Below are 25,486 nucleotides of genomic sequence, written 5' to 3' on the forward strand. Positions count from 1 at the left end.
ATCAGGGTGCTCTTCCCGGCCCCGTTCGGCCCGAGAAGACCGAAGATCTCCCCCCGGGTTACCGTGAACGAGACATCGTTGACTGCCGTTACTGTCTTTGTCTTGCTCAGGAAGGTTTTTGTGATGTTATTTATCCGGATGATGCTGTCACCGTCCTGGTAAGGACCGTCAGTTGTCATTCGGCCCCCTCCTCTCGCGGGATTTGATACGGGTATGCCATCGGGTTCATGGGTATGGTTTCCTTATGTGATCCTGGCGAAAATGTTTGCATTCTTTAAGGTTACTCTTTACCGGGGAGTTTTTCAGGGATTTATCAGGAATAAGCCACCATTCAGTAATTATTTATTTTTCTTGCGGTGTTGGACTATCATATAAACGATCCCGATAATTGCCGCGATAACGATGACAAGATAGATTGGATTTGTGACTATTGCATTAATCCCCGCGGGTTTATTTACATCTATTTTGACTTGTATTGTGTCTGAGGTATACGCATTTTCGAGTCCATCCTTATACTGGATCTGGGAGTCCAGACCATATTCCTTGAGAGTTGCACCCGGGTCCACGCTCATGGTATAAGAGACCGTTCTTGACTCACCCGGCTGGAGATCCCCGAGATAAGCTGTATCGTCATTGTTGGTAGTGATGAATGGGTCTTCGGGAGTTATTCTGGCGTGTGCACTATATGCCGTAGTATTACCCGTGTTTTTGTATTCAACATTGATGACTCGTGTATTCCCGGGATTCATTATTGCAGGCGGGGAGATGATACTGAAATCAATTTTTCCACCCACGGGTATGCCAACCGTGTCAGTACGGGAGGTAACAAAATCGCCTTCGTCGTTCTGGTAAATCACAACGACATCAACCGGATAGGTCTGTGGTTGTGCATCGCCCGAAACAAACACCCTGTACCGGCAGGTGGCGGTACTTCCCGGAGGGAAATCCCCGATATATACGCTGCTGTCCGTGGGAAGGATCGGGCTGGTGCTGCTCTGCAGTATTTTTACTATGGATTTTGTACCGTTTTCAGATCCGGTATTCCTGATCTGCATATCGATATACCCTTCATTACCCACATTCAGATCTTCAGGTATTGCAGAAAGAACATCGATTGATACAACAGATTTGATCTTTATCGGTATATTGAGGGTGATATTCTCGGTTTTGTATTCATTCGTGACGAGATCAACACCGTATTGGTTCGTGCTGTAAAGGAAGGTATAATTGAGTATGACGGGTACAAGGTAAGTTCCGCCGGCGGCATCCGGTTCTATTTTTGTTGTGAAAACTGCATTCGTCGTGCTCCCACCATCAAGGTCCCCGAGCATCTGGGAATCGGATTTGACAATAACAGGCGCATCACCGGGTAACAGAGTCACCGTTAAGAATTTTGCCGTATTTGGCAGATCATCACGGTTAATAATGCCTGGCTGGCTATATACGAATTCATTGAGCCCGGTGTTTTCAATAACAACGGGTAATTGCACATCATCCCCCGGGCTGAACTCATTCGTGCCGGATATATATGCAGATAATTCCGGGCTTCCGGACGAGAATTGAGATCCTGCCATAGAAGGCACGATCATGCATGCACAGAAAATCAGGATAATACAGGTCAGTCTTCCGATGTTTGCCATCAGTTATTTCTCCACAGATACTTTGTAATCTTATCCGGCTTATTTAAAGTTACGTGGTTTTTACAAGAATTCTTAGAAATTTCCAATGCTGTTTTCTCATGATCACCGCTGAAAAAGGTTCAGATACGTTGAATGCAGATCTTCGTTTTTCATCCCGGAAAAATTCCCTTTCCCGTTAACCTGACAACGTATCGGAACCTGCCAAGGTTCAGACGTTCATTGTTGCATTATTTACATACGTTTCATTCAAAATAGTTGCGCATTCAACTGTATTGAAATTTTCCGTATTTTTCCATTGTTGATTTAATCCAGTATTCCCTTATGCAGCAGGGTTTATGGTTTTGAAGAGATCAAGGTATACCGGATGCAGGATTACCGGCTTGGAGGACTTATTTCGTATTTGTTGCGGGCCCAGTCTGCTTTTTTCACGCAACGGCTAAAATCCTACAATATCAGTTATGGACAGTTCCCGTTTCTGATGGCACTCTATCGTGAAGACGGCGTGAACCAGGAGACTATTGCAAAGAGGCTGCTTTTTAACAAAGCGACGATTACACGTGCAATTGACAAACTTGAGCGGGAAGGTTATGTAAGCCGCACTCATGATGAATATGACGGCCGGGCGAACCGGATCTTCCTGACCCGGAAAGGGAGGGATATCGAATCGGTTATCACCCGGTTGTCTCGCGAATGGAATTCTATCCTCCTTGCAGAATTCACCGAAGATGAGTGTCTTGTGCTGAAAAAACTTATGAAAAAGATTATTTCCAACGTCATGGATGAGATGAATCAGGAAGATATGAAGATTATCACGGAACTCATGAAATGAGAACGGAATTCTTCGTTGATTGTGTTGCTCCGGAGACTTCCTGCGGAGAATCCTCTCAACGGTCTCCGGAAACCGTACAATTCAGTGCAAAACCCTACAGGAATCCGGGGTGCAGCATTGGGGACGGTTACAGGAAGGTCAAATCATCGAATCGCTTTCGCGCGTGGGCTATTCGATCAGCCACATTTAACCGGGCGACTGGCATCTCACCGGGTAGCCAGCTCGTCCCGGACTCCCTCATAAGGCACCGGCAGACCGAGCCTCCGGAAGAACTCGTCCGTGAAGATGACACTGTTGACGATTGCCCATTCCGCACATCCATGGCCGAGGCACTTGTCCGGGAAGAATGGCAGATTCTTTTGGGCAAACGGGTTTGTGGCAAATTTCTTTCGTAAGGTCTTCTCAAATTTTTGCGCGGTCGTCTCGTCACAATCCCCCGCAGCCCCGCGATCCCGGATCACAACCCACTCCCGCTTGTAGTGCATAAGGTGGTTGCGGATCTCGATCAGCGACCTGACGTTTTCGTAGGCCTGATCTCCGTCCTCAAACGGGGGTTTTCCCGCGATCGGGAGGATCTTCTGGTACTTGCTGATCAGCGGGGCCCGGTCAAAATTCTTCTCATTGTGCCACTTCTCCCCGATCGTCCTGAGGAGCACCTCGTGCTCTTCATCCGCGAAGAAATAGGCATCGTCCGCTGCATCGGCGTAGAGCTCGTTGACCGTCGACTCGAGGAAGGAGACCGTGGAGAGGACGGAGTTGAGGATGAAGGCCTCGTGCTGCAGGAGCAGGTCCTGCGGGAGGGGGCCGGATGCTGCACGGGTTTTTTCGATCCCGTACCCAAGCCGGCAGAGCACCGCGGCTGACTGGATGTACCGGACGGAGAAGCAGTCCCTGAACCGGATGGCCGACTCCTCACCGATCATTTCGAGGGGTATCTTATCCATCGTTAACAGTTCTTTTGTCCGGCAGGATAAAAAGGGAAAGGTAAAAAGGGATTAGTGCCCGATCCCCCGATGGCTGCCGGTGCCGGTTTCGGATTACGTGCTGTCCACAGTACCCGCGGTCCCGTCTGAACCGGTTGTTGCTGCTGATTGTGCCGAGGTACGCTGTGCCCTGATGCTCTCCTGCGTCTCCTGCATGAACTGTTTCCAGAGCGGGACAAGATCCGCGTTGACGGCCTGGAGGCCTGCCCGGTCCTCGCTGGTCAGTGCGGTCTGGAGCGCTGCACGCTCGCCGCTGATACTCGCGAGGGTTGCCTGCATCTGCGTAGTGTCGATATTGTACTTGCCAAGAATCGAGATCACGCTGTTGGCTTCCTGGACATGGTTGTCGAATTCCTGCAGCCGGTACTGCTGCTGGTTGGCCCACAGGTCGTTCCTGAGTCCCTGGTTTACGCCCGATCCCTGTCCTGCCGCCGCTGCCGGCAGCACGAGCATGCCGATAATGCAGACAGCGAGAAATGCGCCTTTCATGATGGTTTTTCTGTCCATGGTGTTCCTCTGTTACCGGGGGGGAGTTCTCCCCCTCGATCACCAGTTGCCCTGAGGAGCATATGTATTCGTAAAATGGGAGGGGTGTCCCGTGTATACGGGCATGGCGAAGCGCTGAACCTGCGGGTTAGGCGCATGCCCCGGGTGCCGGGAGACCGGGCTCATTCCGAGACATGATAACTGCGCAGATGCCGCACAGGGTGAAGGAAGGGAGTGGCGGGGCCGCCCGGATCTGCCGCACTCACCGGTCCCCGAAACCCGCCACTTCAATATCCGGCAGGTTCCTGCGCACGTCTTCGATATCATTGTAGCGTGTGAGCACGCTGACAACCCCCGGGAGCGGCTCGTACCAGATCTCCGGCAGTTCAGCCTCGCCGGGCGCCCTGACTGTGTAAGGCAACATTTCCACCGGTGGGGTGAATGATGCATCGTGTCCGGGTTTCAGCCCGCGGGCATCGGCCCGGTACCACCCGCACCCTTCGAGCCATACGGCATTGAGGCCATGGAGGAAGAACGGTTGGCCGAACTCTCCCGATACGAGGCGCTGGTAACAGAGGCCGGCGGGTATGCCGTTTGCCCGGAGGAGGGCGGCGAGGAGGTGGCTCTTGGCATAGCAGAAGCCGGTCCCGTGCCGGAGCACGTCCGATGCCGTCAGGGTCACCGGGTTCTTCTTATGGTCCCAGCTGTGGAGGATCTGATCCCGGACAAAGAGGAAACACCGTTCCGCGATTTCCCGGTCCGTGGTGCAGCCAACTGCGAGTTCGCGGGTCTTGCGGGCAACGACCGGGTGATCAAAGTCGATAACGGATGAAGGTTCAAGGTAGCGGGAAAGGTGTGTCGTGCACATGGGGAACACCGTGATACGTTCGTACCCGGTTTGCAGTACCGGGACTTCTAATTATTCCGGGCAGGGCTGAGCAGTCCTCTCCGGTTACGTGACTCATGAAAGGCCCCGGACTCCTGCAATCCCGTTTCGCAGGTTCCCGGGACTCAACCACAGGATCTCCTTTATCATCCCTTCCCGCCAATAGTAGGTCAGCACTTTTAACTGTGCTGACAGATGTAAGTCCGACGTGCGACACCGCACTGCCTACAAGCATGGCTTTGGGATTACAGAGAGTCAGTAACCAATACTGCACTTTTCTGGACTTACGTTTAGTCTACTACCAAGGAGGCTACACAATGGCACGAATGCATGCCCGCAGAAGGGGCAAGTCGAGCTCAGTCCGCCCCTACCGGAAACAGGCACCCTCGTGGTCGAACACCGATATCACGGCGATCACCAAGGTCATCCTGGAACTCCGTAAGGACGGCGCATCGAGCGCAATGATCGGACTGGTCCTGCGGGACCGGTATGGCGTTCCCGATATCAAGCTTGCCACCGGCAAGCGGATCGGGGATATCCTGAAAGAGAACAAGGTCGCAACCTCAATCCCCGAGGATCTCCGCGACCTCATGATCAAGGCCCTTGGCCTCCGCAAGCACCTCTCCGAGAACAAGAAGGACCTGCACAACAAGCGCCAGCTTCAGCTGGTAGAGTCCAAGATCCGCAGGCTCGTGAAGTACTACACGGGGAGCAGGAAACTGCCCGCGGGCTGGGTCTACAAGCCGGAGAACGCTGAGATCCTCCTCTCCAGGTAATGTATCAGGAATCGTCCACCATGTCCCCGTCGCTTGAATCCGCAGCAGAGACCGTTGCAGCGCAGATACGCAGGCAGGAGTACGTCGAGGTGTTTGCTCACCACGATGCGGACGGCATCAGTGCCGGTTCGATCCTCTGCCACGCGATGCTCCGTGCAGGCATACGGTTCCGGCTCCGGGTACGGCAGGACGTGAACGCGTCGGATCTTTCCGGTGAGAGTGCATACCTCCTCTGCGATATCGGTGCGGGGATGGCAGATCTCCCGAAGAGCACGATGGTGGTGGACCACCACCTCCCGCTCTTTGAGGGTGAGTTCCATGTGAACCCACGCCTTGCCGGCATCGATGGCGACCGCGAACTCTCAGCGTCCGGGGCCGCGTACTACGTGGCACAGCAGCTGGGTGACAACCGCGATCTCGCCGGCCTTGTCATCCCCGGTATCATCGGGGATGGGCAGGCAGTTGCCGGGAAGAACCTTGAGATCTTCAACGAGGCGGTCGCGAACGGGATCGTGGTACCGGACCGGGGGCTTACGCTGCCGGGCCGGGACATGATCGAACGCTGGTACACGGCGACTCACCCGTATCTCGACGGCATCAGCGGCGCAGAACAGATCGTTACAGACTTCATCGACCAGTCCCGGGACCAGTCCAAGGCAGACGAGCCGCTCCGGCTCGATGCCCTGGTCTCGCGGGTGGTGCTTGAGGCGGCCCCGAAGTCAACGCTCGCCGGCCTGCAGGGCATCTGGGGCGACACCTTCCACCTCCAGCGTGAGGTGATCGAGGACGCCCATGCTTTCACCGCGGTCATCGACGCCTGCGGCAAGACCGGCAACGGCGACATCGGCGCAACGCTCTGCCTGCGTTCCTCGCATGACATCGACCGTGCGTGGGAGATCACGCGGCAGCACCACATCCGGGTAATCGAGGCGGTAAAGACCGCACACCCGTACGAAGGGGTTGCCGGGGTTTTCGAGGTGAAGGATGCGAACGTCCCGAGCGACGTTGCCGACATCCTCTCCCGCGACCTGCTCTCGGCAGGACCGGTGCTTGTGTACGCGAAGAGTGGCAATGCGTGCCGGATCTCCGTACGCTCGCCTGCCGGCAGCACGCTGGAACTCGGGCCGAAAGTCCGGGAACTGGCGGCAGCCTGCGGCGGAAGCGGCGGCGGGCACAACCTCCGGGCTGGAGCAACCATCCCCTGCGACTCGCTTGGGATTTTCGCGAAAGGCTGGCAGGAGGCGCTCGCGTGAAGATCGAAGGGAAGATCACAACCCAGCACCGTGACGCGGGCTACGTTGCCGCGGCGCTTGCGCCCGACAACCTGCGCAGCATGGAGACCGTTGCGATGGGCGACCGGGTCGTTACCACGATCACGGGCACGCAGCTCCGTTCGGTCATTGCATCCATGGACGATTATCTGATGAACCTGGCAGTAGCAGAGGACGCATGTTCCCTGCACAGAGGAAAAACCAACAGGTGATATTATGGCAAAGAAGAAACAGGTAGGAAGAAGAGTTGAAGGCTGGAAGGCCAAGAGCTGGTACAGGGTGCACGTCCCCGACAACCTCGGCAAGGCGTACATCGGTGATACCATTGCAAACGATGCTGAGAGTGTTGTCGGCCGCATCATGACCGCAACGCTCGGCGAGATCGTCAATGACTACTCCAAGCAGCACGTGAAGATGAGCTTTAAGATCCAGAACGTAACCGGCGACGCGGCATACACCGAGTTCGTGGGCCACGAAGTCACCCGGGACTACCTCCGCTCGCTCGTCAAGCGCCGGAGCTCCCGTATCGATACCATCGTCCCCCTCACGACAAAGGACGGCAAGAAGGTCCGCCTGACTATCTGCACGTACACGTTCGCCCGTGCCAACCTCTCGCAGGAGCACGCGATCCGGAACGCGATCGTAGCCACCATTGCAGCACAGGCATCTGCCTGGGACCTGAACACGCTCCTCTCCGGGATCGTTTCGGGCGAGATCTCCCGCGATCTCTTCAAGGCAGTCAAGACCATCTACCCCACCCGCCGGGTCGAGGTCATCAAGTCCAAGGTCGAGCAGGTCGCAACCCTGATCTCGACAGCGTAACTTTTTTTTGTTTTTTTTCAGTGGAAATATCTTGGCTCCGACAGGTCGGGATTTCCGGAGTATCCCGGAGAAATAACAGGTACGGTTGCAACCCCGATAACAGACCGGCCGAACCGAATCGATCAACCGGCCTTTTTCCTGGTGTAACAGAAAAATAATCAAGCCAGGTTGTTCCAATTTCGGGTGCTTCCACGGTTAGATTATGAGCATAACCACCATTATTTTCATCAGAAAACGCCGGGACGCAAAAAGTTGAAGAACCCTTGCGGGTTCTTCTCCTGTCCGCACATCTGATCTCATAACTGCCACCTCTGGAATGTAATGTTTCTAAAAAAAATATTCCGAAAAGCCTGGCCCGCTTACTCACTCAGAAGGCGGTGGCTGGATCCGGTTCAGCCGTTCCCTGACTGCTGAGCCATTGCCGGGAAGGGAATCGAACGGGGGAGTGCAGGACCGTATCCCCCGTTTTGGCGAGAACATGATCTCCACGTTCAGGTTCTCGGCATTGAGCGTACGGGTAAGATGCTGGAGATCTCGCCTGACCTGGTTCTGCTGCTCGTCCCCGGGCTCCATAATAGTTAATTATACACCCGGGGAGATAAACCATTGGATCGCAGAAATCGCGATTAAAATCGTTTAAATGTAAAAATTAGTTTAAATTTTACTTTTTATTAAGATTTACCGCACTACCTGCGTTTGTGTTTTAAGGGAGTCTGGCCGGGCTTTGGGAACGGAGGTTTTTTCGGCTCGTTCTTCTTCTCCTTGTGCACGTCCTCGCTCTCCAGCTCCGCAATGATCTCGACCGGGTCCTTGATTGTCTGGGTAAGGCGGACGATCTCAAGGAGCCGCTCCATGCCGATGAAGTGCTCGGCCATCACCCGGGCGAGCGGGGTCATCACGAGCCGGGTGCCGTGCTTCTCCACGAGTTTGTGGTGGACGAGCTCGGGCAGCACCGGTTCCATGCTCCCGACCATCATGCCGTTGATCCGGTTCAGGTCGGCCTCCTCGCCATTGCAGGCCACCGCGTTCGCCACGTACTCCTCCGAGCTCTGCTCGAAGTCATGTTCCGGTGCCACCTCTTCCATCTCGCCCTTGAGGAGTCGCATTGCTACCTCTTCTTCAGTAAAAGGGTTCTCCCGCGAGTAGCTGCCGCCGGGTTCTGCCAGGATCACGACCCTGCCGAGGTCGTGGAAGTCCGGCCGCCCGGCCCGGCCTGCCATCTGGTTGAACTCCTGCACCGAGAGCCAGTCCCGGCCCATGGCAAGGGCATCGAATATCACCTGGGATGCAGGGAAATCGACCCCTGCACCGAGGGCCGCGGTAGTCACGACCGCCATCAGCTTGCCCTGCAGGAACCGGGTCTCCACGTCCCGGCGCTCCACCGAGCTGAGCCCGGCATGGTAGGCAGCGGCACGAATGCCAAGCGCCTCGGCAATCGTATGGCAGCGGGCCCGGGCATTGGTGAAGATGATCGTCTGGCCCCGGAACCCTTTCGAAGAGGTGCGCTTGTACTCCTCGGTAGTCATCTGCTTGATCGTCGGGATCTTCTGCTTGCGCTCGACAAAAAGGAGGTAGCGTTCGAGTCCTACCGGCCGGTCTGCGTACACAACGAGCGTGCAGTTCAGTTTCTTTGCGAGCACTTTCGGTGATCCGATCGTGGCCGAGAGGTAGAGGAACTGGGCCTGAGGGGCCAGGTACTTCAGCCGGGCGATCATCCCGTCGAGACGGTGGCCCCGGTCCTTGTCCTCGAGCATCTGTACCTCGTCGATCACTACCGTTGCGACATTGGCCATCTTCTGGCCACGCCGGATCATGTGGTCCACGCCTTCGTACGTGCCGACCACGATCGCTGCCTGCGGGTTCCGGTCGCCGACCTTCCGGGTCTCGGGCAGGTTCAGCCGGCTCACACCGGTCAGGAGGCCGGTCTTCGCGATCTTCCCATACCGCTCCGTGAACCGCTCGTACTTCTGGTTCGCGAGTGCAACGAGCGGGACGAGGAAGAGCGTCCTGCCACGCCCCTCAAGATAATTCTTAATCCCGGCCATCTCGCCGATGAAGGTCTTGCCGCTCGCGGTCGCTGCCACAACGAGCAGGTCTTTTCCGAACAGGAGTCCTGCCTCAACCGCGAGCTGCTGGGCCGGCATCAGCTGGGTGACGCCGCACGCTTCCTTGAATGCCGCGGGGAGGGGGAGCTCGTCCAGCGGCGCCGTCACCATCACCGGGTGCGGCTCGAGCCGGTCGAAGAGGGCGGCCCCCATCGTCATCTTCTCGGGGTTGAGTGTCGCAAGCACCCGGTCCAGGTTCCGGAACTGGAGGAGCAGGTTCTCAAGATGAGTGATCCCGTCCCTGCCGAGCCGTCCGATATGCGAGACCTCCCTCCGCAGCTCCCGACGGGCGCAGTCAAGACAGATCTTCTCGGTCTTGCCGAACTGCACCGTGTTGTTGTCGTCAAGCTGCGTGAATTTCTCATCGAGCAGGCACATCCGGCAGGCATCGACCGTCCCTGCCTTGACCTGGAACGCGCCCAGGAACTCCTCGAACTGCTGGTCCCGCTTCACGAGCCGGACATCCGACTCGCGAAGGTTCGCGATGAAGTCCTTGGACGGCGTATGCCGGTACTCCTTCTTCGTCCCCCACTTCACCCGGTACCTGGTAGGCCGGGGGCCACGGGGCGTGTCCGTGAGCTCGACAAACCCGGCGCCCCGGACATTCCTGCCATCGTGATAGAGCAGCTTGTAGATGCCCCCCCTCTGGGGCTGGACAATGATCTTCATGGCGCGATCAGGTCGTGGATCACGTACGCGAGCTCCACACTCTCCAGCCGCTTTAAAAAGTCAGTGAACTCCTCGTCTACGATCACGATCGCGCAGTCGATCCCATGGAACGCCGCTTCGATCACGCCCTCCCGGGCGCCAAAGAACATGTCCGGTTCCCTGCCTGCGGACTTCAGCGCTATATAGGCCTCAAGCCCGACTGCCGCCACCATCCCCGCAGATGAAACGATCTCCTTCAGCTGGTCTTTTCTGACCTTGCGCGATCCGCCGTGCTGGATCCGGGGCACCTTGCAGACGTGGACCACACCTTCGTGGTGCTCGATGATCCCGTTCAGGTGCGCGACTCCGACATCCGAATCTTTCTTTGCGTCTGCAACCACCGACCCGGTCGCCGCCATCGGCTTCTTCGCTGCGTACAGGAACCCGGCCTGCATGAACACCCCGACCTCGTCACCGGCTTTGAGGTCCTCGGCCGCGATCGCGGTCCAGACCGAGACCTGCTGGATGATGTCGCGCCTGATGTGCCGGGCATAGGATTCAAGGGACTCGGCGTTCGCGAGCACCCACTCGATCCCTGACTTCGTCACCTCGTAATTGCCACGGCCGCTCGCAGAAACCATGCCTTCGTCCACGAGCTCGCGGATATATTCCGAGATCGCCTGAGGGGTAACCCCGAGTTTCTCGGCGATCTCCTGCTGGCGGACGGCCGGCTGGTGCTCGGCGATCTCTACGAGGATCTGGAGGCGCGAGACCTCGCGCTTGCTCCGCAGGATAGAATAGAGGGGGTCCTTAACGCCCTGTGTCAAGCAGCACCAGTCCCTGTCCCTTCACATCCATATGGGTGATCCGTTTGGCAAGACCCTTGATGAAGACCGGGCTGACATTGAATTTGCGGGAGAGATCGTTGATGGAGCTGTTGCCCTTCGCAAGTTCCCCTTCGATCTGCTCCACCACGTCGCGGAGGTTCTCGTCGTTTGAGAGCGAGATATACAGGATGTCGGAGAGGTCGGAGAGGTTGCACTGGAAGTTGGCCCGGAACTTGTTGTAGGTGGCGCGGAACTCCTTCTCGGGCTTGGCGCCCGGCTTTGGCATCCGCCATTGTTCCTCTACAAGGTTGCCTTTCTTGAGCACCTGGAGGCAGAGCGGGACGCAGTCCTCACTGATCTGTGCCCGTATTTCAGCCTCGGTCAGCCAGGACTTGTTCAAGAGTTCGTAGACCTTCTTGAAGGCGGGATCATTGAATGTCATCAGGAGTGGAACTAGCTCAACGGGATCGTTGACAATGCGAATGTGGCCCGGCACGGTGAAAACCCTATCATTATATCGCGCTTGGCATCAATAAAATTTTGCGACAGCATCATGCACGAACAGGTACGGATCAGCGTCCGCGGGATCGTCCAGGGAGTCGGGTTCCGGCCGTTCGTATACAGGAGTGCATTAAATCACGGGATCGCCGGTTCGGTGAAGAACCTGGGCAGCGAAGTGGAGATCATCGCGCGGGGGGAACGCATCCCCGAGTTCGTGGAGGCAGTCTCCCGCGGGCCGCCTCTCTCCCGGATCGATTCGGTGGAAGTGACGCCCGTTGCCGGTATGATCGCGGACGGGTTTGTAATCCTCAAAAGCGGCACCGGCTCCTTTTCGGGCATGATCCCGCCCGACATTGCGATCTGCAGCGAATGCATCGCCGACATCTTCACTGAAGGCGGCGGGTACCAGAACTACTGGGCCACCTCCTGCGTCAACTGCGGGCCCCGGTACAGCATCATCAGCGAAATTCCCTATGACCGGGAACGCACTTCGATGGCGGAGTTCCCGATGTGCCCGGCCTGCGCCGGGGAGTACCATGACCCGCACTCGCGGCGCCACCATGCCCAGACGATCGCCTGCGCCAGCTGCGGCCCGGGGGTCGAACTCTTCGACAAACTCGGGCACAAGGTCGACTGCCACGACCCGGTCGAAGAGGCTGCCGGACTGCTCGACGCGGGCTTCATCCTCGCGATGCGGGGTATTGGCGGTTTCCACCTGGCCTGCGTGGAGGAATCGGCCACTAAACTGAAGCACCGGCTCGGCAGGATTGAGCAGCCCTTCGCGATCATGATCCGGCCGGACCAGATCGACCGGCTTGCCGATCTTTCTCCCGAAGACCGGGCAATGCTCGAAAGCCCCGTCCACCCGATCGTGGTCCTTGACAAGCGCGACCCGGATGCCCACCGGGATATCAGCAGCCTTCACACGATCGGGTGCATGTTCCCGTACACCGGGCTCCACCACCTCCTCTTCTCGCACCTTGAACACCCGCTCCTGATCATGACGAGCGCCAACATGCCCGGCTACCCGATGATCACGGGGATCGACGTGGCGATGGCGAAGCTGGGCAATGATGCGGACTTCTTCCTCGCCCACAACCGGCAGATCGTGAACCGGTGCGACGACTCGGTGGTCAGGAACGGGTACATCATCCGGCTCTCGCGGGGGATCGCCCCGAAGCGGACTGCAATCGATCTCGGCCGGCGCTGTATCCTCGGTGTCGGCCCCGAGCTGAACGCGAATGCCACGATCTACAAAGGAGGTTTTGCCATCTCCTCCCCCCACGTGGGCAATGTCCGGAACCCGGCCACCCTCGAATACCTTGAGGAGACCGTCCGGAACCTGCAGCGTATCCTCGGGGCGAAGTTCGATGTCATAGCCCACGACCTCCACCCGCAGTTCCTCTCCACCCGGTTCGCCCGTGAGATCGCATCGGAGCACGGCCTCGAACTGATCCCCGTCCAGCACCACCGGGCCCATATCGCCGCCACGACGTTGAAGCCCTGTATCGGGATCGCGATTGACGGCGTGGGATACGGGGACGACGGCACGGTCTGGGGGAGTGAGATCTTCTCCGGGCAGGTGCCGGACCTGATGCGGGTCGCCCACCTCGAACCGGTTGCAATGCCCGGCGGCGACCTTGCTACCCGGTTCCCGGAACGGATGCTGTACGGGATCCTGCCGGACGAGCGGGTCCGCTCGCTCCTTGCCTCCCGCGGCTGGTCGGACGTGGAGCTCGGCGTGCTCGAAAAGCAGGTCGCATCGGGGTTCAATGTCACGCAGACCACGAGCACCGGCCGGGTGCTCGATGCCGCAGCGGCCCTGCTCGGCATCTGCCGGGAGCGGACGTACGACGGCGAACCTGCGATGAAACTCGAATCCGTAGCGGCCTCGGGCATGGCCGAGGCATGGCCGCTGGTCTTTGCCATGACGGACGGGTGCGAAACGCTCTCCAGCCGGTCGCTTACAGGTACGGCTCTTACGAAACTGCAGGCCGCACCGGACGGCGACCAGCGGGCAATTCGCGACATCGCCGCTTCGTTCCAGTACAACCTTGCCCGGGGGATCGCTGAGCTTGCTGCCCGGGCTGCCGTACGGGACGACATGAAAGATGTCGCACTTAGCGGGGGCGTGGCGTACAACCACGCGATCCGCACAACTATAGAATGGGAACTTGCTGCCCGTGGCCTTGCCTGCATCACGAACCGTGAGTACCCCCTCGGCGACGGCTGTGTCTCGTACGGCCAGTGCGTGTACGCGGGAAGACTGCTCGCCCGGCGGGATTAGTGTGAGAGGGGCAGCCGTTCCGGCCCTAAATCGTGCACCTTATTACGCGGGAAGAAGAAAGAGTGAAACACAAGCAATGGAGCCATCCGACCATCTCTCCGATACCGAGAAGAAGCTCAGGAGCCTTGAGCAGGACCTCAACGATCTCCGGCAGGGCCTCACCCTGGTCAACGACTATTACCGGGATCTTGAGAAGATCTCCCGGCACCAGGACGCCGTGGAGGCGGTGGATGAGATCATTGCAAAACCGCTCGTGGACGATGACATCGAGTTCGAGGGGATCTGGCGGTTCCATGAAGAAGCCCTTGCCGCAGACCCGGGTGCCGCGGTCCCCTGCCAGGCAATGTACGAGGCCTTTGTCCAGTATTGTAAGACCACCGGGAGGAGCGTTGTTGAACAGGATGCCTTCGAATTCGTCTTCGCCCGGATCGAGCACCCGGCGCCGGTGCTCGACAGCGGAGCATGGACCGGCTACCGGCTCCGCACGGAGTCCCGCTGACCGGCCGCCCTGCCGGGTGCCTGCCGCATGACTCATGTCCGGATCACCGCAGAATCGGGCATCCCCCTCATGGGCTCGCTCTATTTCGGGGTCATAGACCGGGGCACGAGCCTCCTGCAGGTACGCCCGAGCTGCGGCTGTAACCTGAACTGCCCGTTCTGCTCGGTGGATGCGGGGCCGGAATCAAAGACCCGGGCCACCAGTTACGAAGTGGAGATGGAGTACCTGCTGGAAGCGGTGGACGAGATCGCCCGGTTCAAGGGTGAAGGCGTTGAGTGCCACATCGATTCGCCGGGTGAGCCGATGATGTACCGCCATCTGCCGGAACTGGTGGCTGCCCTCAAGGGGATCGGGTGTGTCACGGCCGTCTCGCTCCAGACCAACGGCACCATGCTGACCGATATCTCTATCGCAGCGCTCGAATCCGCAGGGCTCGACCGGATCAACCTCTCGCTCCACGCGCTCGACCCCGACATGGCCCGTATGCTGGCGGGCGTGGAATGGTTCGATATCGGGCAGGTCAGCGAAGCGGCCAGGATGGTGGCGAATAGCAGGATAGACCTCCTGGTAGCCCCGGTCTATATCCCGGGGATCAACGATGCCGAGATCCCGAAACTGATCCGGTTCGCGCAGGAATGCGGGGCGGGGAAACGGTTCCCGCCACTCGGCATCCAGAAGTTCGAGCACTACCGGTACGGCCGGAGCCCCAAAGGGGTGAAGGCCCAGAGCTGGTGGCAGTTCTTCAACCGGAGCATACGGCCGTGGGAGAAGGAGCACGGCCTCCGGCTCCAGCTCGATATGGAGCGGGACTTTGGTACCGTGCGGCGTCAGTTCGTCCCTCTCACCATGGCAAAGGGAGATAAGGTCACCGTCGAGATCCGGGCTCCCGGCTGGATCCACGGGGAGATGCTGGGCGTGGCAAAGAACCGTGTGGTCTCGGTCTACAACTGCGAAAAGGAGTCCGGGCAGGTCCGGGTGAAGATCGTCTCCGCCAAGCACAATATCTACACGGGACAGCCGGTCTGAAACCCGTCATGCCGGTGCCCGGGACGAAGACCGGAATTCCGGAATAATCCAGCAGGCTTAAAGATAACGGGAAATAATATCTTTATCATGAACTCGGGTCCGTATCTTTTTATTTTCGGGCTGTTTGTCATTGCCGTTGGCGTTGCCTGGATTCTCACCGGGGGCCCGGGTGCGGATATAGGTTTCCCGTCCCCGGTGACCCCCACACCCCTGCCGGTACAGGAACCGACGGCAGGTATGGCAACCCCTCCCCAGGAACAGGGTACTCTCCCGCCATCCGGACCCGGGGACCAGGCAGCTTCCACGCAGGCCCAGCCGATCACAACCACGGTCCCGGTCACCACGGTTTCACCGACCCCGCAGCCAACCCAGCAGATATCCTCGGATGACATCAAGCTGCATTTCATGGACCTTGCGTTCGGATCGGGCAATGCCTATCTCGAACGGTGGAATGTAACTGGCAACAACGGTCGTATTATCATCTCCATTTCCGCAGGCGACGACAGTGACTCAATGCTGCTTTCGGGCGCTGCACGAGAGTTTAACAGCCTCTCGCAGACCAGCCAGCTGTCCGAGATGATCAAGGAAGGGATGAACGGCAATATCGTGATCAAGTTCATCCCCGGGGAAGGGATGGGAGATATCGCCGTGAACACGTCGGACTCCCTGACAAACCATGATTTCCAGATCAACGGGAGTACTGTCTCAGAGGTCACCCCCGGGGTCGTCTATATTGACGAGGACCTCAAGGGCGATCAGCGCAACCACACGCTGATGAGAAGCCTGTACTACGAGCTCGGCGTCACCGGTGAGACCCAGAAATACCCGGACAGCCTGTTCTATTCGGGAGTGAATACGAACGTGAACCTGACCTACGTTGACAGGGGCGCTATCGCGATCCTGTACGGACCCGGCCTCTACCCGGGGATGACCGTGGACGATATCAGGAGGATCATGTATATCCAGTGATGGCAGGATCCTGCGACCCACACATATTTCTTGTTTTTTGAAAATTCCCGGCCATATTCCGTGCAATTTTAAATCCAAATTCATTTATACTATCTGTTTTTCATATTGCTGTAATGGGAAGCAGGAAAGAACAGATCGGGCGCAACTGCCCGTTCTGCGGGGCGATTGTCGCGTACGGTGAGTATTTCTGCCGTTCGTGCCATAAGAAATTCACGGACCAGAGCGAGCTCGACGCCCCGTCCACCACCCGGCCCGACACGTACGTGGTCTCGGTCCGGCAGGCCTATGTCTCGGCAATCCTCTCATTCATCGGCGTCGGCCTCGGCCAGTTCTACAACGGGGATACACTCAGGGGCATTGCGTTCTTCCTCGGCTTTATTGCGATCTCGTTCAACTTCATCACCACCCAGTACCAGACAGTCCTGTTCTACGGGATCTGGCTGGTGGCGCTCGGGGAAGCGCTCTGGTCCGCCCGCAGGATCAACCGGTACGAGCGGCCGTTCGGGGGCAGGGCAAGCTATCTGCTCTATGGGATGCTTGCCGTATACGGCCTGATTGTGGTGCTCCACTTCATGACCGGGGAACCCACGCTCGGGTACCTGGGGCGGGTGTTCCCGGCGGTGAAGCTCTGGATGGGATAACGGGAACCGGACCCTCCGGTGTAAAAAAATTACCTGCCATCTCCATCCCTGTCCGGATCGGCAGGGCAGGGGATAACACAGCAGACAAACGACGATGGTTTTGGTGTCTCGCTTTTCACTTCACCAAATGTTACGGGAATGTTATATAATTTACAGAATTTCCCAAGAGATTCCAGGTCTTCTGTATCGACACCGGATGTCCCGATGTTTTTGAGGGCTTCGCAATACCCTTCTGCAGAGCGGATAAGATCGTCCTTTTCGGATTTACTGCTGTCGGAAGTATCACCATCCGTTGGTATCATGCTCCGGATTGTTTTGAGTAAAAGAACATAGGACTCGGGATCCGGGAGAAGTTCGATCGCTTCGCAAAGAAAAATTTTTGCTCGGTCCAGAGACGTGAATGCTCCCTGGCAATCGAGGTAAGGACATTCGCTGTCCGCAGGTTGCTGGGCGGCCGCTGCAAGTGCGCATATCCCTCTGACTTTACAGAATTCTGCCCTGATTGCATTGATTTCTTTATCGGTTTCTTCCTGTATCGCAGTGTCTTTGATTTTACCCGATATGAAATTTTTAAACTCTTCGATCTCCGTGTTGATCTCACAGGATATCCGTGGAATACACGACTCCCAGGAAGAACTGATCGTCACATTCCGTTCGGCAAGTATACGGAGATGCATAATGTGTGACCGGATTATGAGGGAATACGGGTGATACCTGACGTTAAACCCAAACCCGAAAAACCGGGCCCGGCAGGGTGGAGACGTTAATGCCTTCAGGGTAATAAGTTTTACAAAACACTTGTCTGCCTCATCGTATTTCTTCATCTGGTAATACGTTTTCCCGATCCAGAACAGTGTGATAACATATTCTTCATATAATTGGTTACATGGCACATCCGTGTCGGAATTCCAAGGTTTGTAGAATTTATTGATTGCCCCAAAATGCGAGAGCGCCACGGAGAAGAAACCTGGATCTTTTTCGATCAGGCCTCTCTGGTAATTGATCCAGCCGATATAATATCGCAGGGCAAAGATGCTGTTGAGATACTCAGTGGCCAGATTCTTCCTGTGTTCAAGGGTCTCGGGGTATCCAGCCGTTTTTTCATTGAACCCTAAGGAGGGGGGATCATCGGGGGAGGCATTTTTCTCGTATACGTCATGGAGCAGGCGCAGGGCATCCTTGAGCTGGTTGTCTGCGTTTTTAAGGGTCTTTTTCTGGACGTTTACATCAGACGAATCCCGCATCGATTGCATTATCGACAATGCAGAGTATTTGAGATACTGGCTGAGGGTATCCTTCCTGAAATTTTTCGTACCATATCCCACCAGGACAGATTTTTTCCAGTATCTCTGTGCCCGGATATAATCATCGAACGTATAATAGATCAGTGCGGCAGCAGTGTTCTGGTAGCCGGAAAACGGGTTTTGCCAGTGGGCAAACGAGTTGAAGAAGTATGCTTTATAATAATCATGATCATCAAGAGCTGCTTCTATCCTTGCGATCCGTGCAGGGAGATTCATATTCACACATTCTTCAGGAAACTGCGAGAATTTCTTACAGGCACAGGAAAAGGATTTCATGGATGTTGCATAGTTTGCTCCGGATTGGAGATCCGTAAGGACAATCCAGGGATCGTACGATGCCTTAAGGTACTCAAACCGCCCTTCAAGCACGTGTTTATGGCCGTCAATCCACTGTAAAATGCGAATATCAGACCTGATCAACTCTGTATCGGTCCAGATCTTGTTCCCGATAAACAGGATATTCTCTTCAATTTTTTTCCGTACCGGGTCGTTTAGTGATTCATCCACAACAAGAGACTGTTCCGATTCTTTAATGGGGAGAAACGGATTGAATACATCGAGATACTGGTGGGTACGATACAGGGTCTCAGTGATACATTCCAGATCCGATAATCGCTTTGTAAAATCTTTTACCTCACAGGTAAAATCTGATGCCGGTTCCAGAAGCCGATAACAATTCTCAAAAATATTTTTCCATTCTGCAGCCTGATCACAGCACTCCATATCATTCCTTGTATGATCTTTTCCCAAGTCCGCACAGGTATGTTCAATTTTCCGGAAACTTCCATACAGCCTGAGGATATCTTCGCCCCGGTTGCCGGGGGGGTTTCCGTTATTATTGCAAAGTGCAGTGAGGGAGTTATCTATGCAGGTTACTACATCCGACGGGATTGAGCTCTTTGGGCTCTTATTTGAAATGCCCTTAAAGGATTTTTGTATTTCCAAAATAATTTCCTTTTGATCGCCTCCCCCGGGATTCGTTGTACCTGAGGGTAATTCCCGGAGGAGACTGCACATTTCCCCGATCTCCTTCCACGGATCTCCCCGGTGTTCGTCTTTCTCCTCGAAGGCAGTAAGAGCGTATGGCAGAATTTTTTCAAACCCGTACGAGGGGTTTACCTGCGGGGTGTCTGTACTGGCCAGGGACAACTGAAGTCTCGACGCAAGGGCAAGCGATGCATGGTACTTCATGACCGCGGGACCGCTCCCGATCGCCCTCCTGAAATCATGGTATGCCAGACAGCACCGTCCTTCGCCGGGTCTGCAGAGGTTGATTACTCCCGACATCCAGTGAAGTTCCGGGCAGCAGCTGGTCCCGTACGACTGTTCGTGAAGCGAAATTGCTGACCTGACGAGATGACGTGATTTCTCTGACACCCGGTTCCACATTCTGTACGGCGTACGGGTCTCATTGACTTCCCGGTAGAGATATATCCATCCCAGCTGCCCAAGATACTGGCAGAGCGATGAATACGTTTCCCGCCAGCGTCGTTTCGCATAATAATCTGTCTGGTTATCATACGGATTGAGCCGGATGAACTGCCTCCAGGCACAGGCCATGGCCCGGGTCTGGTATCTGACGGCCGCTTCCAGGCAGACAGCAGATCCACATTCCAGGGACCGGAATAGTTTACTCTCAGATTTCTGGTTCAGCTTGTATAATTCCAGGAAAGTGAGGGCCATCAGGTTGAGATTTTCTGCATCTTCCGGATCAAGGAACTTTGCCTGCCAGCAGGGGCCGAGTATATCCGTTTCAATGGTGCAGAATTTTTTCTCCCGTTCGCTGCCATTCTTCAGGGCAGATTTGTCCGGTGCCGCTCCGTCTTCTGCGGAGATCGGTCTTCCCGTACAGTACCGGTTATACCGTGTCAGCGCAAGGGCATGGTGGATGCCTGCCTGGTTGGGATCCTGTTCAATAGCTTTTAAAAATGCCTTTTCTGCAGCATGGGTTTTACCGGATTCGAGGTACACAACGCCAAGATTATACCAGGCGGCAGTGAACGTGTTGTCCAGGGTCAGTGCCTGCATGAACTCCTTTTCAGCTTCGGACAGGTTTGCCACCTGGTCTTTGGAAGTGATCAGGCATTCCCGGTATTTTCTCAGTCCCCTGTTGAAGTGATGCGTTGCCTTCCATTTGAACGATCCGGTTGCGGGAATGTCAGTAAAGATCCTGCATGCGAGCTCTTCGATCTTCTTCTGTAATACCGAAGAATGGGTGAGATGCGGATCGGTGGAATCCCAGTAACCCTGATCCGGTGGATCCTCTGTATCCGGTACGAATACTTTCCACCCGTACGGCTGGGCGGTCCCGGACATGGAAACTACCAGGAGGAGGCCATCCTTACTTTTCTGTAACCTCCCCCGGATCCGGGGTCCGCCTGCAATACGGTTGAAAACCGATGATACTGCGCTCACCGGGATCTGGATCGGTCCGATCGAAATATTCGAATCCGCACTCATTGCGGAATTCAGCAGATCGCCGGGATCATCCACTTTCAGGACGGCCGCGACCTGCCGGCGATCGCCGACAGAGCTGTGGATCGCTCTCTGTTCGTTGACATCACAATACAGCTGATTGATCTTGTTGAATTCCACAAGAAGCAGGGACGCAATTCCCGATGCTGCGGAGGTCCGGGTATCCCCCGACGCGAACCCAGTTGTGCCGGGATCGGGGGATTTGGTACCGGAGCCGGGGGAATTCGTTGTCGTAGTGCCGGTGCCGGTATCGGAATTCCCGGTATCATCTTCGAAATCCTCGATAATAAGGGTGGAGCGGGATCTCCAGACTATGATCACGAGAACAAGAAGGATAAATATTCCAAGGATTTTTCCCAGTTCATCAAAGGACAAGATAACACCCCAGTTGATCCAGGGGAACGGGGTTGCCGGGAAGGAGGAATTGTAGGAAAGGTAGGTCTGGGACACATTATTGGTAAGGTACGACAGGGACGAAGTGGAATTGAGCCCTGTATGGGATACCGAGAAAAAATCGAGGGACGGGGTGGTATTCGTGACATTCAGGGTCAGGTTCAGGCTGTATGACTGCACGGTAAGGAGATACTCCTGGATAACCTGGAGGGCAACGAACAGGATGGCGCTGGCAATGAGCAGGACAAAGTAAAAGGCGCGTCCCCCGAGCCGGGAGGAGACAAACTGGCTTGTCCGCCGGATGGATGTCCGGGACCGGTAATAGATGACAAGCCAGGCCGGGGAGAGATTATCTATGAACCAGTCGCGGGATCTTCTCCGCTGTTCCCGGCCGGATATCCGGTATACACCCATGAACAAAATCCAGAGGAGGAATACGGTAATTGACCAGTATACCACCACCCATCCCGGGTTCCCACCCGGTGCCGGAAGATTTCTGTCGACAGAAAATAACTCAAGGTAATAGTAAGGGGTGAAGCCAAACATCTGGCCCAGGAATTCAATACCATCAAAGATGAGGAGGACAATTGCAGAAAAGATAAGCAATTTCAGCCAGGTGCCACATGCAGGCCGGCAGCCGCGGGTCTTTCCAAAGCCCATAATCATTCACAGGAGGGAATTACTATACAGTATTATTTATAATTTATTATGGTTTGACAGGCCGCGTTTTTCAGCGGATGCATATAATACGGGAGAATCACGGGAAATCCTCGGTTACACAAAAGAACGGAACATGTGCATGTACCGGTATATTCAAAACAGAAACAGGTTTCAATGGTTTATCAATGCGAAGTTTTGCTGCGGACCTTCTCTGCCCAAAGGTTCTGACGAACCTTTCGGGTCTCGAGGGATACTCACAGTCCTGACAAATTATCCCGTGAGAAGATAAAAAGATTTAGCCGAACAGGGCACCGAGCCCTGCCATGCCGCTCTCTTCGTCTTCCTTCTTGTGCTCTTCCTTTGGCTCTTCCTTGGCGGGTGCTGCATGGCCTGCTGCTGCTGCGGGTGCTGCTGCTGCGACCGGTACAACAGCTGCTGCCTTGATTGCGTCCTCAATGTTGACGCCGTCGAGGGCTGCAATGAGTGCCTTGATCCGTGATTCGTCTGCTGCTACACCTGCGGCGGTCAGGACTGCCTTGACGCCGTGCTCATCGACCTTCTTTCCAGCCTTGTGGAGGAGAAGTGCTGCATAGATATACTCCATCTTAATACACCTCAGATAATCTCAAATAATTATTTTACCAGGTTCTTTATGACCTGGCCTTCCCTGTACGCTTTACCGATAATCGCATCGACCACGTCTTTCTCGTAGATCGCTGCCTCGATCGCAAGACCGCGGGCATCCCTGACCGCCTTGATCAGGATCGGCTCCATCGAGTCCTTCGTCGGGATCGCTGCTTCGACCGACAGGGCGAGTGCCTGCCTGGCTGCGAGCTGGATCTGTCCGAGAATGACCGTCTCGTCAACTGCAAGCACAGACGGTTCGTAGATGCTGCCGTCGTGGAACGCGACCTGCAGGGCAAGTCCTACGTCCATGGGCTTGATGTCGAGCTTGACGAGCACCGCGGCGAGTTTTGCCGAGATGACGCCGCCCGCCTTGACAACCGTCTTGGTCTCCCTGATCCTGACCTTGCCGCCTTCGATTGCTGCGGGGATGCCTGCCTGCTGCAGTTCACCGACAATCGGGCCCGGCTTGAAGCTGGTCGGACCGCTCGCGATGACGATGTCTTCCGGCGCTTTCTCGCCGGGCTTTGCCGCCATCTTGGTCTTGGTCTTCTCCAGCTGTTTGAAGAGCTTGAAGGGGTTGTCGTTTGTGAAGATGATCGCCGAGTGACCGGAGATGAACTTCGAGAGGTTCTTTGTTTCCCCGCCAATCTCATCGAACGCGTGCCTGATGAGGGTGTTCCTCGTCACCTTGATGACAGCCTTTCCGCGGAGGTTCCTGCGGATCTGCTGCACCTGCTGTGCGGGAATACCGTACATGTCGACAAGCCCGATAAGCTTGTACTGCTTCGCGTTCTTCTTGATGTCAGCGACCTCGTCCTTCTTCCATGCCGGAAGGTGGTGGGTGTATAACGCCATTATTCCAACCTCACAGCGGGACCCATCGTTGTCTTGACAAAGATGGACCGGACGTTCAGCGGACCCTGCTCAAGTACTGACTCGATACGTTTGACGATCGTCTCGATGTTCTCGGCTACCTGCTCGGGCGGCATGCCCGTTGCTCCAACCTTGGTGGAGAAGACCGTCTTGTCCTTGGTCCGAATCTTCACCGAGTTGCGCAGGCGTTCGACGATCGGGCGGATGTCCTGGCCACCGGCAATCGGCATCGGCATCCTGCCCCGCGGACCGAGCCGGGGACCTAAGTACCGACCGACACCGGGCATGACCCCTGTCTCTGCAAGGAAGTACCGGTATGTACTGGCAACTTTCCGTGCTTCGCGGGGGGCACCGCCGAGCCGTTCTACTTCTTCAGGGCCGATGATCAGATCGACTTTGGCATCCTTTGCCTGCGTGACGATATCGCCCTTCCCGATGACACAGATCCCGATCTTTTCGCCGGTTCCGTGGGGGAGCATTATCGTCTCGTCGATACGATTTTTCGGCTGCGCCATGTCGATATTCTTGAGATTGATGGTAATATCGATGCTCTCAGAGAATTGACGCTTAGGCGCTTTTTCTACCGCCGTTTTCACGGCTTCTAAAATCTTAGCCCTATCAACCATCAGATTCCTCCATAGTTCTGCGACCTTCCGATCTCCTATGGTTTTCTCATGTTATTTCACGAGAACGCTGTCGTACTTGCCTTCATCGATGAGGGCGAAGACTTCTTTTGCCTTCTTGCCGTCAACGGTCACTCCCATGCTGACGCACGTGCCGATGACTTCCCTGACGGCAGTCTTCAGCTCGTAAGCGAGCATGCTCTCGAGTTTCATGTTGGCAATCCTGACAGCGGCCTCGAATGACAGGTTACCTGCCACTTTGACGTTGGGCTCTGAGGAACCTTTCTCGATACCAGCCTCTTTCTTGATGAGTGCTGACACCGGGGGGATACCCACGGTGACCGTGAAGTTCTTCTTTGCGTCGACTTCGATCCGGACCGGGACCTGCATTCCGTTGAATGAGGCGGTTTTCTTGTTGATCTCGTCTACGACTCCCTTCACGTTGATACCGAGTGGTCCAAGCGAGGGTCCAAGGGGTGGACCTGCTGTAGCCTTTCCGCCGGGTACTAAAACCTCGACCACTTCTGCCATAGTCTTTGCACCATGCCGTCCCTCATGAGGAGGGTTCCGAGCTTGGGTCTGTTAATTTTGACGGGAAGGGAGATAAAGGTGATCTCCCGGAACTGAGGAACATGAGATTACAGAGATTGATTAATCGAATCTTTTGCTATCACAGATGGCAGGAAAGGAATTGATACAACGGGAGGAAATCCGTCGTGGAGCTTATTACGTCATGACTGAGGTGTTGTCAATTCGGTTGTCAATCGGGAGAACCTGATCATCGGGAGTTGCTTCAAACTACAAGCCCCATAATTTTTGCAATACCGGGAAAACCGGGTACTTTTTCCTGACAATAGTCCAAATAATACATATGCTGCTTGTTGCCGCCAGGTGCCGTGTCCGCCCGGACCACTGCCAGGACTTTGTACATCAGGTAGACCGGATTATTCCCGTTGTCCGTGCAGAGCCCGGATGCACCAGATATGAACTCCATGCAGATGTCTTCGAAGAGGGACTGTTCATATTTTGTGAAGAGTGGGAGAGCCAAAAACAGCTTGATGATCATATTGCCACTCCGCATATGCAGGATCATTTTGTAACGTGTGCTGCGTGGATGGCAGCGCCAACCGAATTAACCATCTATGAAGTATCGGGGCTTCAGACAGTGGTATTATCGTAATCATCAGTGGACAATCCCGGATTGCATAGCATCCGGACTGTGTCCTGTCTTGTACCCGCCCGGACCCCGTTCCCCAATCAGTCCGGCACAATGTTCCACTCGTGCCATCCGGGGCGTACCGGAAAATCTTCCGGCAGGCAAACGTTTATTGCGGT

25 protein-coding genes are annotated in these 25,486 nt (G+C 55.8%); 11 read left to right on the forward strand and 14 right to left on the reverse strand.

Annotated elements, in window-relative coordinates:
* The coding region (locus tag WBL42_RS11165; RefSeq protein ID WP_424721438.1) for an ATP-binding cassette domain-containing protein at positions 1-179 on the reverse strand (179 nt) is incomplete at its 3' end.
* A gap of 159 nt (positions 180-338) precedes the next feature.
* Positions 339-1,640 carry a COG1361 S-layer family protein gene (locus WBL42_RS11170; protein ID WP_424721357.1) on the reverse strand — a complete coding sequence of 434 codons (1,302 nt, stop codon included), beginning with the start codon at positions 1,638-1,640 and terminating at the stop codon, positions 339-341.
* Positions 1,641-2,004: 364 nt separating this feature from the next.
* On the opposite strand from WBL42_RS11170, the gene WBL42_RS11175 reads away from it, so the two are divergent.
* A complete protein-coding gene (locus tag WBL42_RS11175; RefSeq protein ID WP_424721358.1) occupies positions 2,005-2,469 on the forward strand; it encodes a MarR family winged helix-turn-helix transcriptional regulator in 465 nt (154 codons plus the stop codon).
* Between the two features lie 206 nt (positions 2,470-2,675).
* On the opposite strand, the gene WBL42_RS11180 is transcribed toward WBL42_RS11175, so the two are convergent.
* The 3 genes from WBL42_RS11180 to WBL42_RS11190 form a co-directional block, all read right to left on the reverse strand.
* Entirely contained in the window at positions 2,676-3,413 is a 738-nt protein-coding gene (locus WBL42_RS11180) for a hypothetical protein (RefSeq protein WP_424721359.1), read from the reverse strand.
* Between the two features lie 93 nt (positions 3,414-3,506).
* Complete coding sequence (locus WBL42_RS11185; RefSeq protein WP_424721360.1) at positions 3,507-3,959, reverse strand: hypothetical protein; 453 nt, start codon at positions 3,957-3,959, stop codon at positions 3,507-3,509.
* 241 nt (positions 3,960-4,200) lie between these two features.
* Positions 4,201-4,806 carry a transglutaminase-like domain-containing protein gene (locus WBL42_RS11190; RefSeq protein WP_424721361.1) on the reverse strand — a complete coding sequence of 202 codons (606 nt, stop codon included), beginning with the start codon at positions 4,804-4,806 and terminating at the stop codon, positions 4,201-4,203.
* A gap of 335 nt (positions 4,807-5,141) precedes the next feature.
* On the opposite strand from WBL42_RS11190, the gene WBL42_RS11195 reads away from it, so the two are divergent.
* From WBL42_RS11195 to WBL42_RS11210, 4 genes are read left to right on the forward strand one after another with little or no spacing between them, the layout of a single operon-like run.
* The gene (locus tag WBL42_RS11195) at positions 5,142-5,600 is read left to right on the forward strand and encodes a 30S ribosomal protein S15 (protein WP_424721363.1); all 459 of its coding nucleotides are present in this window, start codon (positions 5,142-5,144) and stop codon (positions 5,598-5,600) included.
* Positions 5,600-6,853 (forward strand): DHHA1 domain-containing protein, encoded by a 1,254-nt coding sequence (locus WBL42_RS11200; protein WP_424721364.1) that lies wholly within the window; start codon positions 5,600-5,602, stop codon positions 6,851-6,853. The genes WBL42_RS11195 and WBL42_RS11200 overlap by 1 nt, the downstream gene beginning before the upstream one ends.
* Positions 6,850-7,083 (forward strand): KEOPS complex subunit Pcc1, encoded by a 234-nt coding sequence (locus tag WBL42_RS11205; protein WP_424721365.1) that lies wholly within the window; start codon positions 6,850-6,852, stop codon positions 7,081-7,083. Before WBL42_RS11200 ends, WBL42_RS11205 begins: the two co-directional genes overlap by 4 nt.
* Before the next feature lie 4 nt (positions 7,084-7,087).
* Entirely contained in the window at positions 7,088-7,693 is a 606-nt protein-coding gene (locus WBL42_RS11210; RefSeq protein WP_424721366.1) for a 30S ribosomal protein S3ae, read from the forward strand.
* 363 nt (positions 7,694-8,056) lie between these two features.
* On the opposite strand, the gene WBL42_RS11215 is transcribed toward WBL42_RS11210, so the two are convergent.
* The 4 genes from WBL42_RS11215 to WBL42_RS11230 all read right to left on the reverse strand — a co-directional run bounded on the left by WBL42_RS11215 (position 8,057) and on the right by WBL42_RS11230 (position 11,769).
* The gene (locus WBL42_RS11215) at positions 8,057-8,266 is read right to left on the reverse strand and encodes a hypothetical protein (RefSeq protein ID WP_424721367.1); all 210 of its coding nucleotides are present in this window, start codon (positions 8,264-8,266) and stop codon (positions 8,057-8,059) included.
* Positions 8,267-8,379: 113 nt separating this feature from the next.
* Positions 8,380-10,467, reverse strand: a complete 2,088-nt coding sequence (locus tag WBL42_RS11220; protein WP_424721368.1) for a DEAD/DEAH box helicase — start codon at positions 10,465-10,467, stop codon at positions 8,380-8,382.
* Positions 10,464-11,273, reverse strand: a complete 810-nt coding sequence (locus WBL42_RS11225) for a winged helix-turn-helix transcriptional regulator (RefSeq protein ID WP_424721369.1) — start codon at positions 11,271-11,273, stop codon at positions 10,464-10,466. The genes WBL42_RS11220 and WBL42_RS11225 overlap by 4 nt, the downstream gene beginning before the upstream one ends.
* Positions 11,257-11,769 (reverse strand): ArsR family transcriptional regulator, encoded by a 513-nt coding sequence (locus WBL42_RS11230; RefSeq protein WP_424721370.1) that lies wholly within the window; start codon positions 11,767-11,769, stop codon positions 11,257-11,259. The genes WBL42_RS11225 and WBL42_RS11230 overlap by 17 nt, the downstream gene beginning before the upstream one ends.
* Before the next feature lie 57 nt (positions 11,770-11,826).
* On the opposite strand from WBL42_RS11230, the gene hypF reads away from it, so the two are divergent.
* The 5 genes from hypF (at position 11,827) to WBL42_RS11255 (ending at position 17,196) form a co-directional block, all read left to right on the forward strand.
* Positions 11,827-14,061 carry a carbamoyltransferase HypF gene (gene hypF, locus WBL42_RS11235; RefSeq protein ID WP_424721371.1) on the forward strand — a complete coding sequence of 745 codons (2,235 nt, stop codon included), beginning with the start codon at positions 11,827-11,829 and terminating at the stop codon, positions 14,059-14,061.
* A 76-nt stretch (positions 14,062-14,137) separates the two neighbouring features.
* Positions 14,138-14,560, forward strand: a complete 423-nt coding sequence (locus WBL42_RS11240; RefSeq protein ID WP_424721372.1) for a hypothetical protein — start codon at positions 14,138-14,140, stop codon at positions 14,558-14,560.
* Positions 14,561-14,587: 27 nt separating this feature from the next.
* Positions 14,588-15,586 carry a radical SAM protein gene (locus tag WBL42_RS11245; protein WP_424721373.1) on the forward strand — a complete coding sequence of 333 codons (999 nt, stop codon included), beginning with the start codon at positions 14,588-14,590 and terminating at the stop codon, positions 15,584-15,586.
* Positions 15,587-15,673: 87 nt separating this feature from the next.
* Positions 15,674-16,555 (forward strand): DUF2927 domain-containing protein, encoded by an 882-nt coding sequence (locus WBL42_RS11250; RefSeq protein ID WP_424721374.1) that lies wholly within the window; start codon positions 15,674-15,676, stop codon positions 16,553-16,555.
* Positions 16,556-16,668: 113 nt separating this feature from the next.
* Complete coding sequence (locus WBL42_RS11255) at positions 16,669-17,196, forward strand: hypothetical protein (protein WP_424721375.1); 528 nt, start codon at positions 16,669-16,671, stop codon at positions 17,194-17,196.
* 29 nt (positions 17,197-17,225) lie between these two features.
* Here WBL42_RS11255 and WBL42_RS11260 read toward each other — a convergent pair whose 3' ends face one another.
* The 5 genes from WBL42_RS11260 to WBL42_RS11280 all read right to left on the reverse strand — a co-directional run bounded on the left by WBL42_RS11260 (position 17,226) and on the right by WBL42_RS11280 (position 24,682).
* Positions 17,226-22,028 (reverse strand): tetratricopeptide repeat protein, encoded by a 4,803-nt coding sequence (locus WBL42_RS11260; RefSeq protein ID WP_424721376.1) that lies wholly within the window; start codon positions 22,026-22,028, stop codon positions 17,226-17,228.
* Between the two features lie 295 nt (positions 22,029-22,323).
* Entirely contained in the window at positions 22,324-22,632 is a 309-nt protein-coding gene (gene rpl12p / locus WBL42_RS11265; protein ID WP_424721377.1) for a 50S ribosomal protein P1, read from the reverse strand.
* A gap of 29 nt (positions 22,633-22,661) precedes the next feature.
* The gene (locus WBL42_RS11270) at positions 22,662-23,510 is read right to left on the reverse strand and encodes a 50S ribosomal protein L10 (RefSeq protein WP_424721378.1); all 849 of its coding nucleotides are present in this window, start codon (positions 23,508-23,510) and stop codon (positions 22,662-22,664) included.
* Positions 23,510-24,154: a 50S ribosomal protein L1 gene (locus WBL42_RS11275; protein WP_424721379.1), complete on the reverse strand. Its 645-nt coding sequence runs from the start codon at positions 24,152-24,154 to the stop codon at positions 23,510-23,512. The genes WBL42_RS11270 and WBL42_RS11275 overlap by 1 nt, the downstream gene beginning before the upstream one ends.
* A 51-nt stretch (positions 24,155-24,205) precedes the next feature.
* Complete coding sequence (locus WBL42_RS11280) at positions 24,206-24,682, reverse strand: 50S ribosomal protein L11 (protein WP_424721380.1); 477 nt, start codon at positions 24,680-24,682, stop codon at positions 24,206-24,208.
* A 340-nt stretch (positions 24,683-25,022) separates the two neighbouring features.
* On the opposite strand from WBL42_RS11280, the gene WBL42_RS11285 reads away from it, so the two are divergent.
* Positions 25,023-25,331, forward strand: a complete 309-nt coding sequence (locus tag WBL42_RS11285; protein WP_424721381.1) for a putative quinol monooxygenase — start codon at positions 25,023-25,025, stop codon at positions 25,329-25,331.
* Positions 25,332-25,486 lie beyond the last annotated feature (155 nt).

It is taken from the genome of Methanoregula sp. (genome assembly GCF_049686655.1).
Taxonomy (GTDB): Archaea; Halobacteriota; Methanomicrobia; order Methanomicrobiales; family Methanospirillaceae; genus Methanoregula.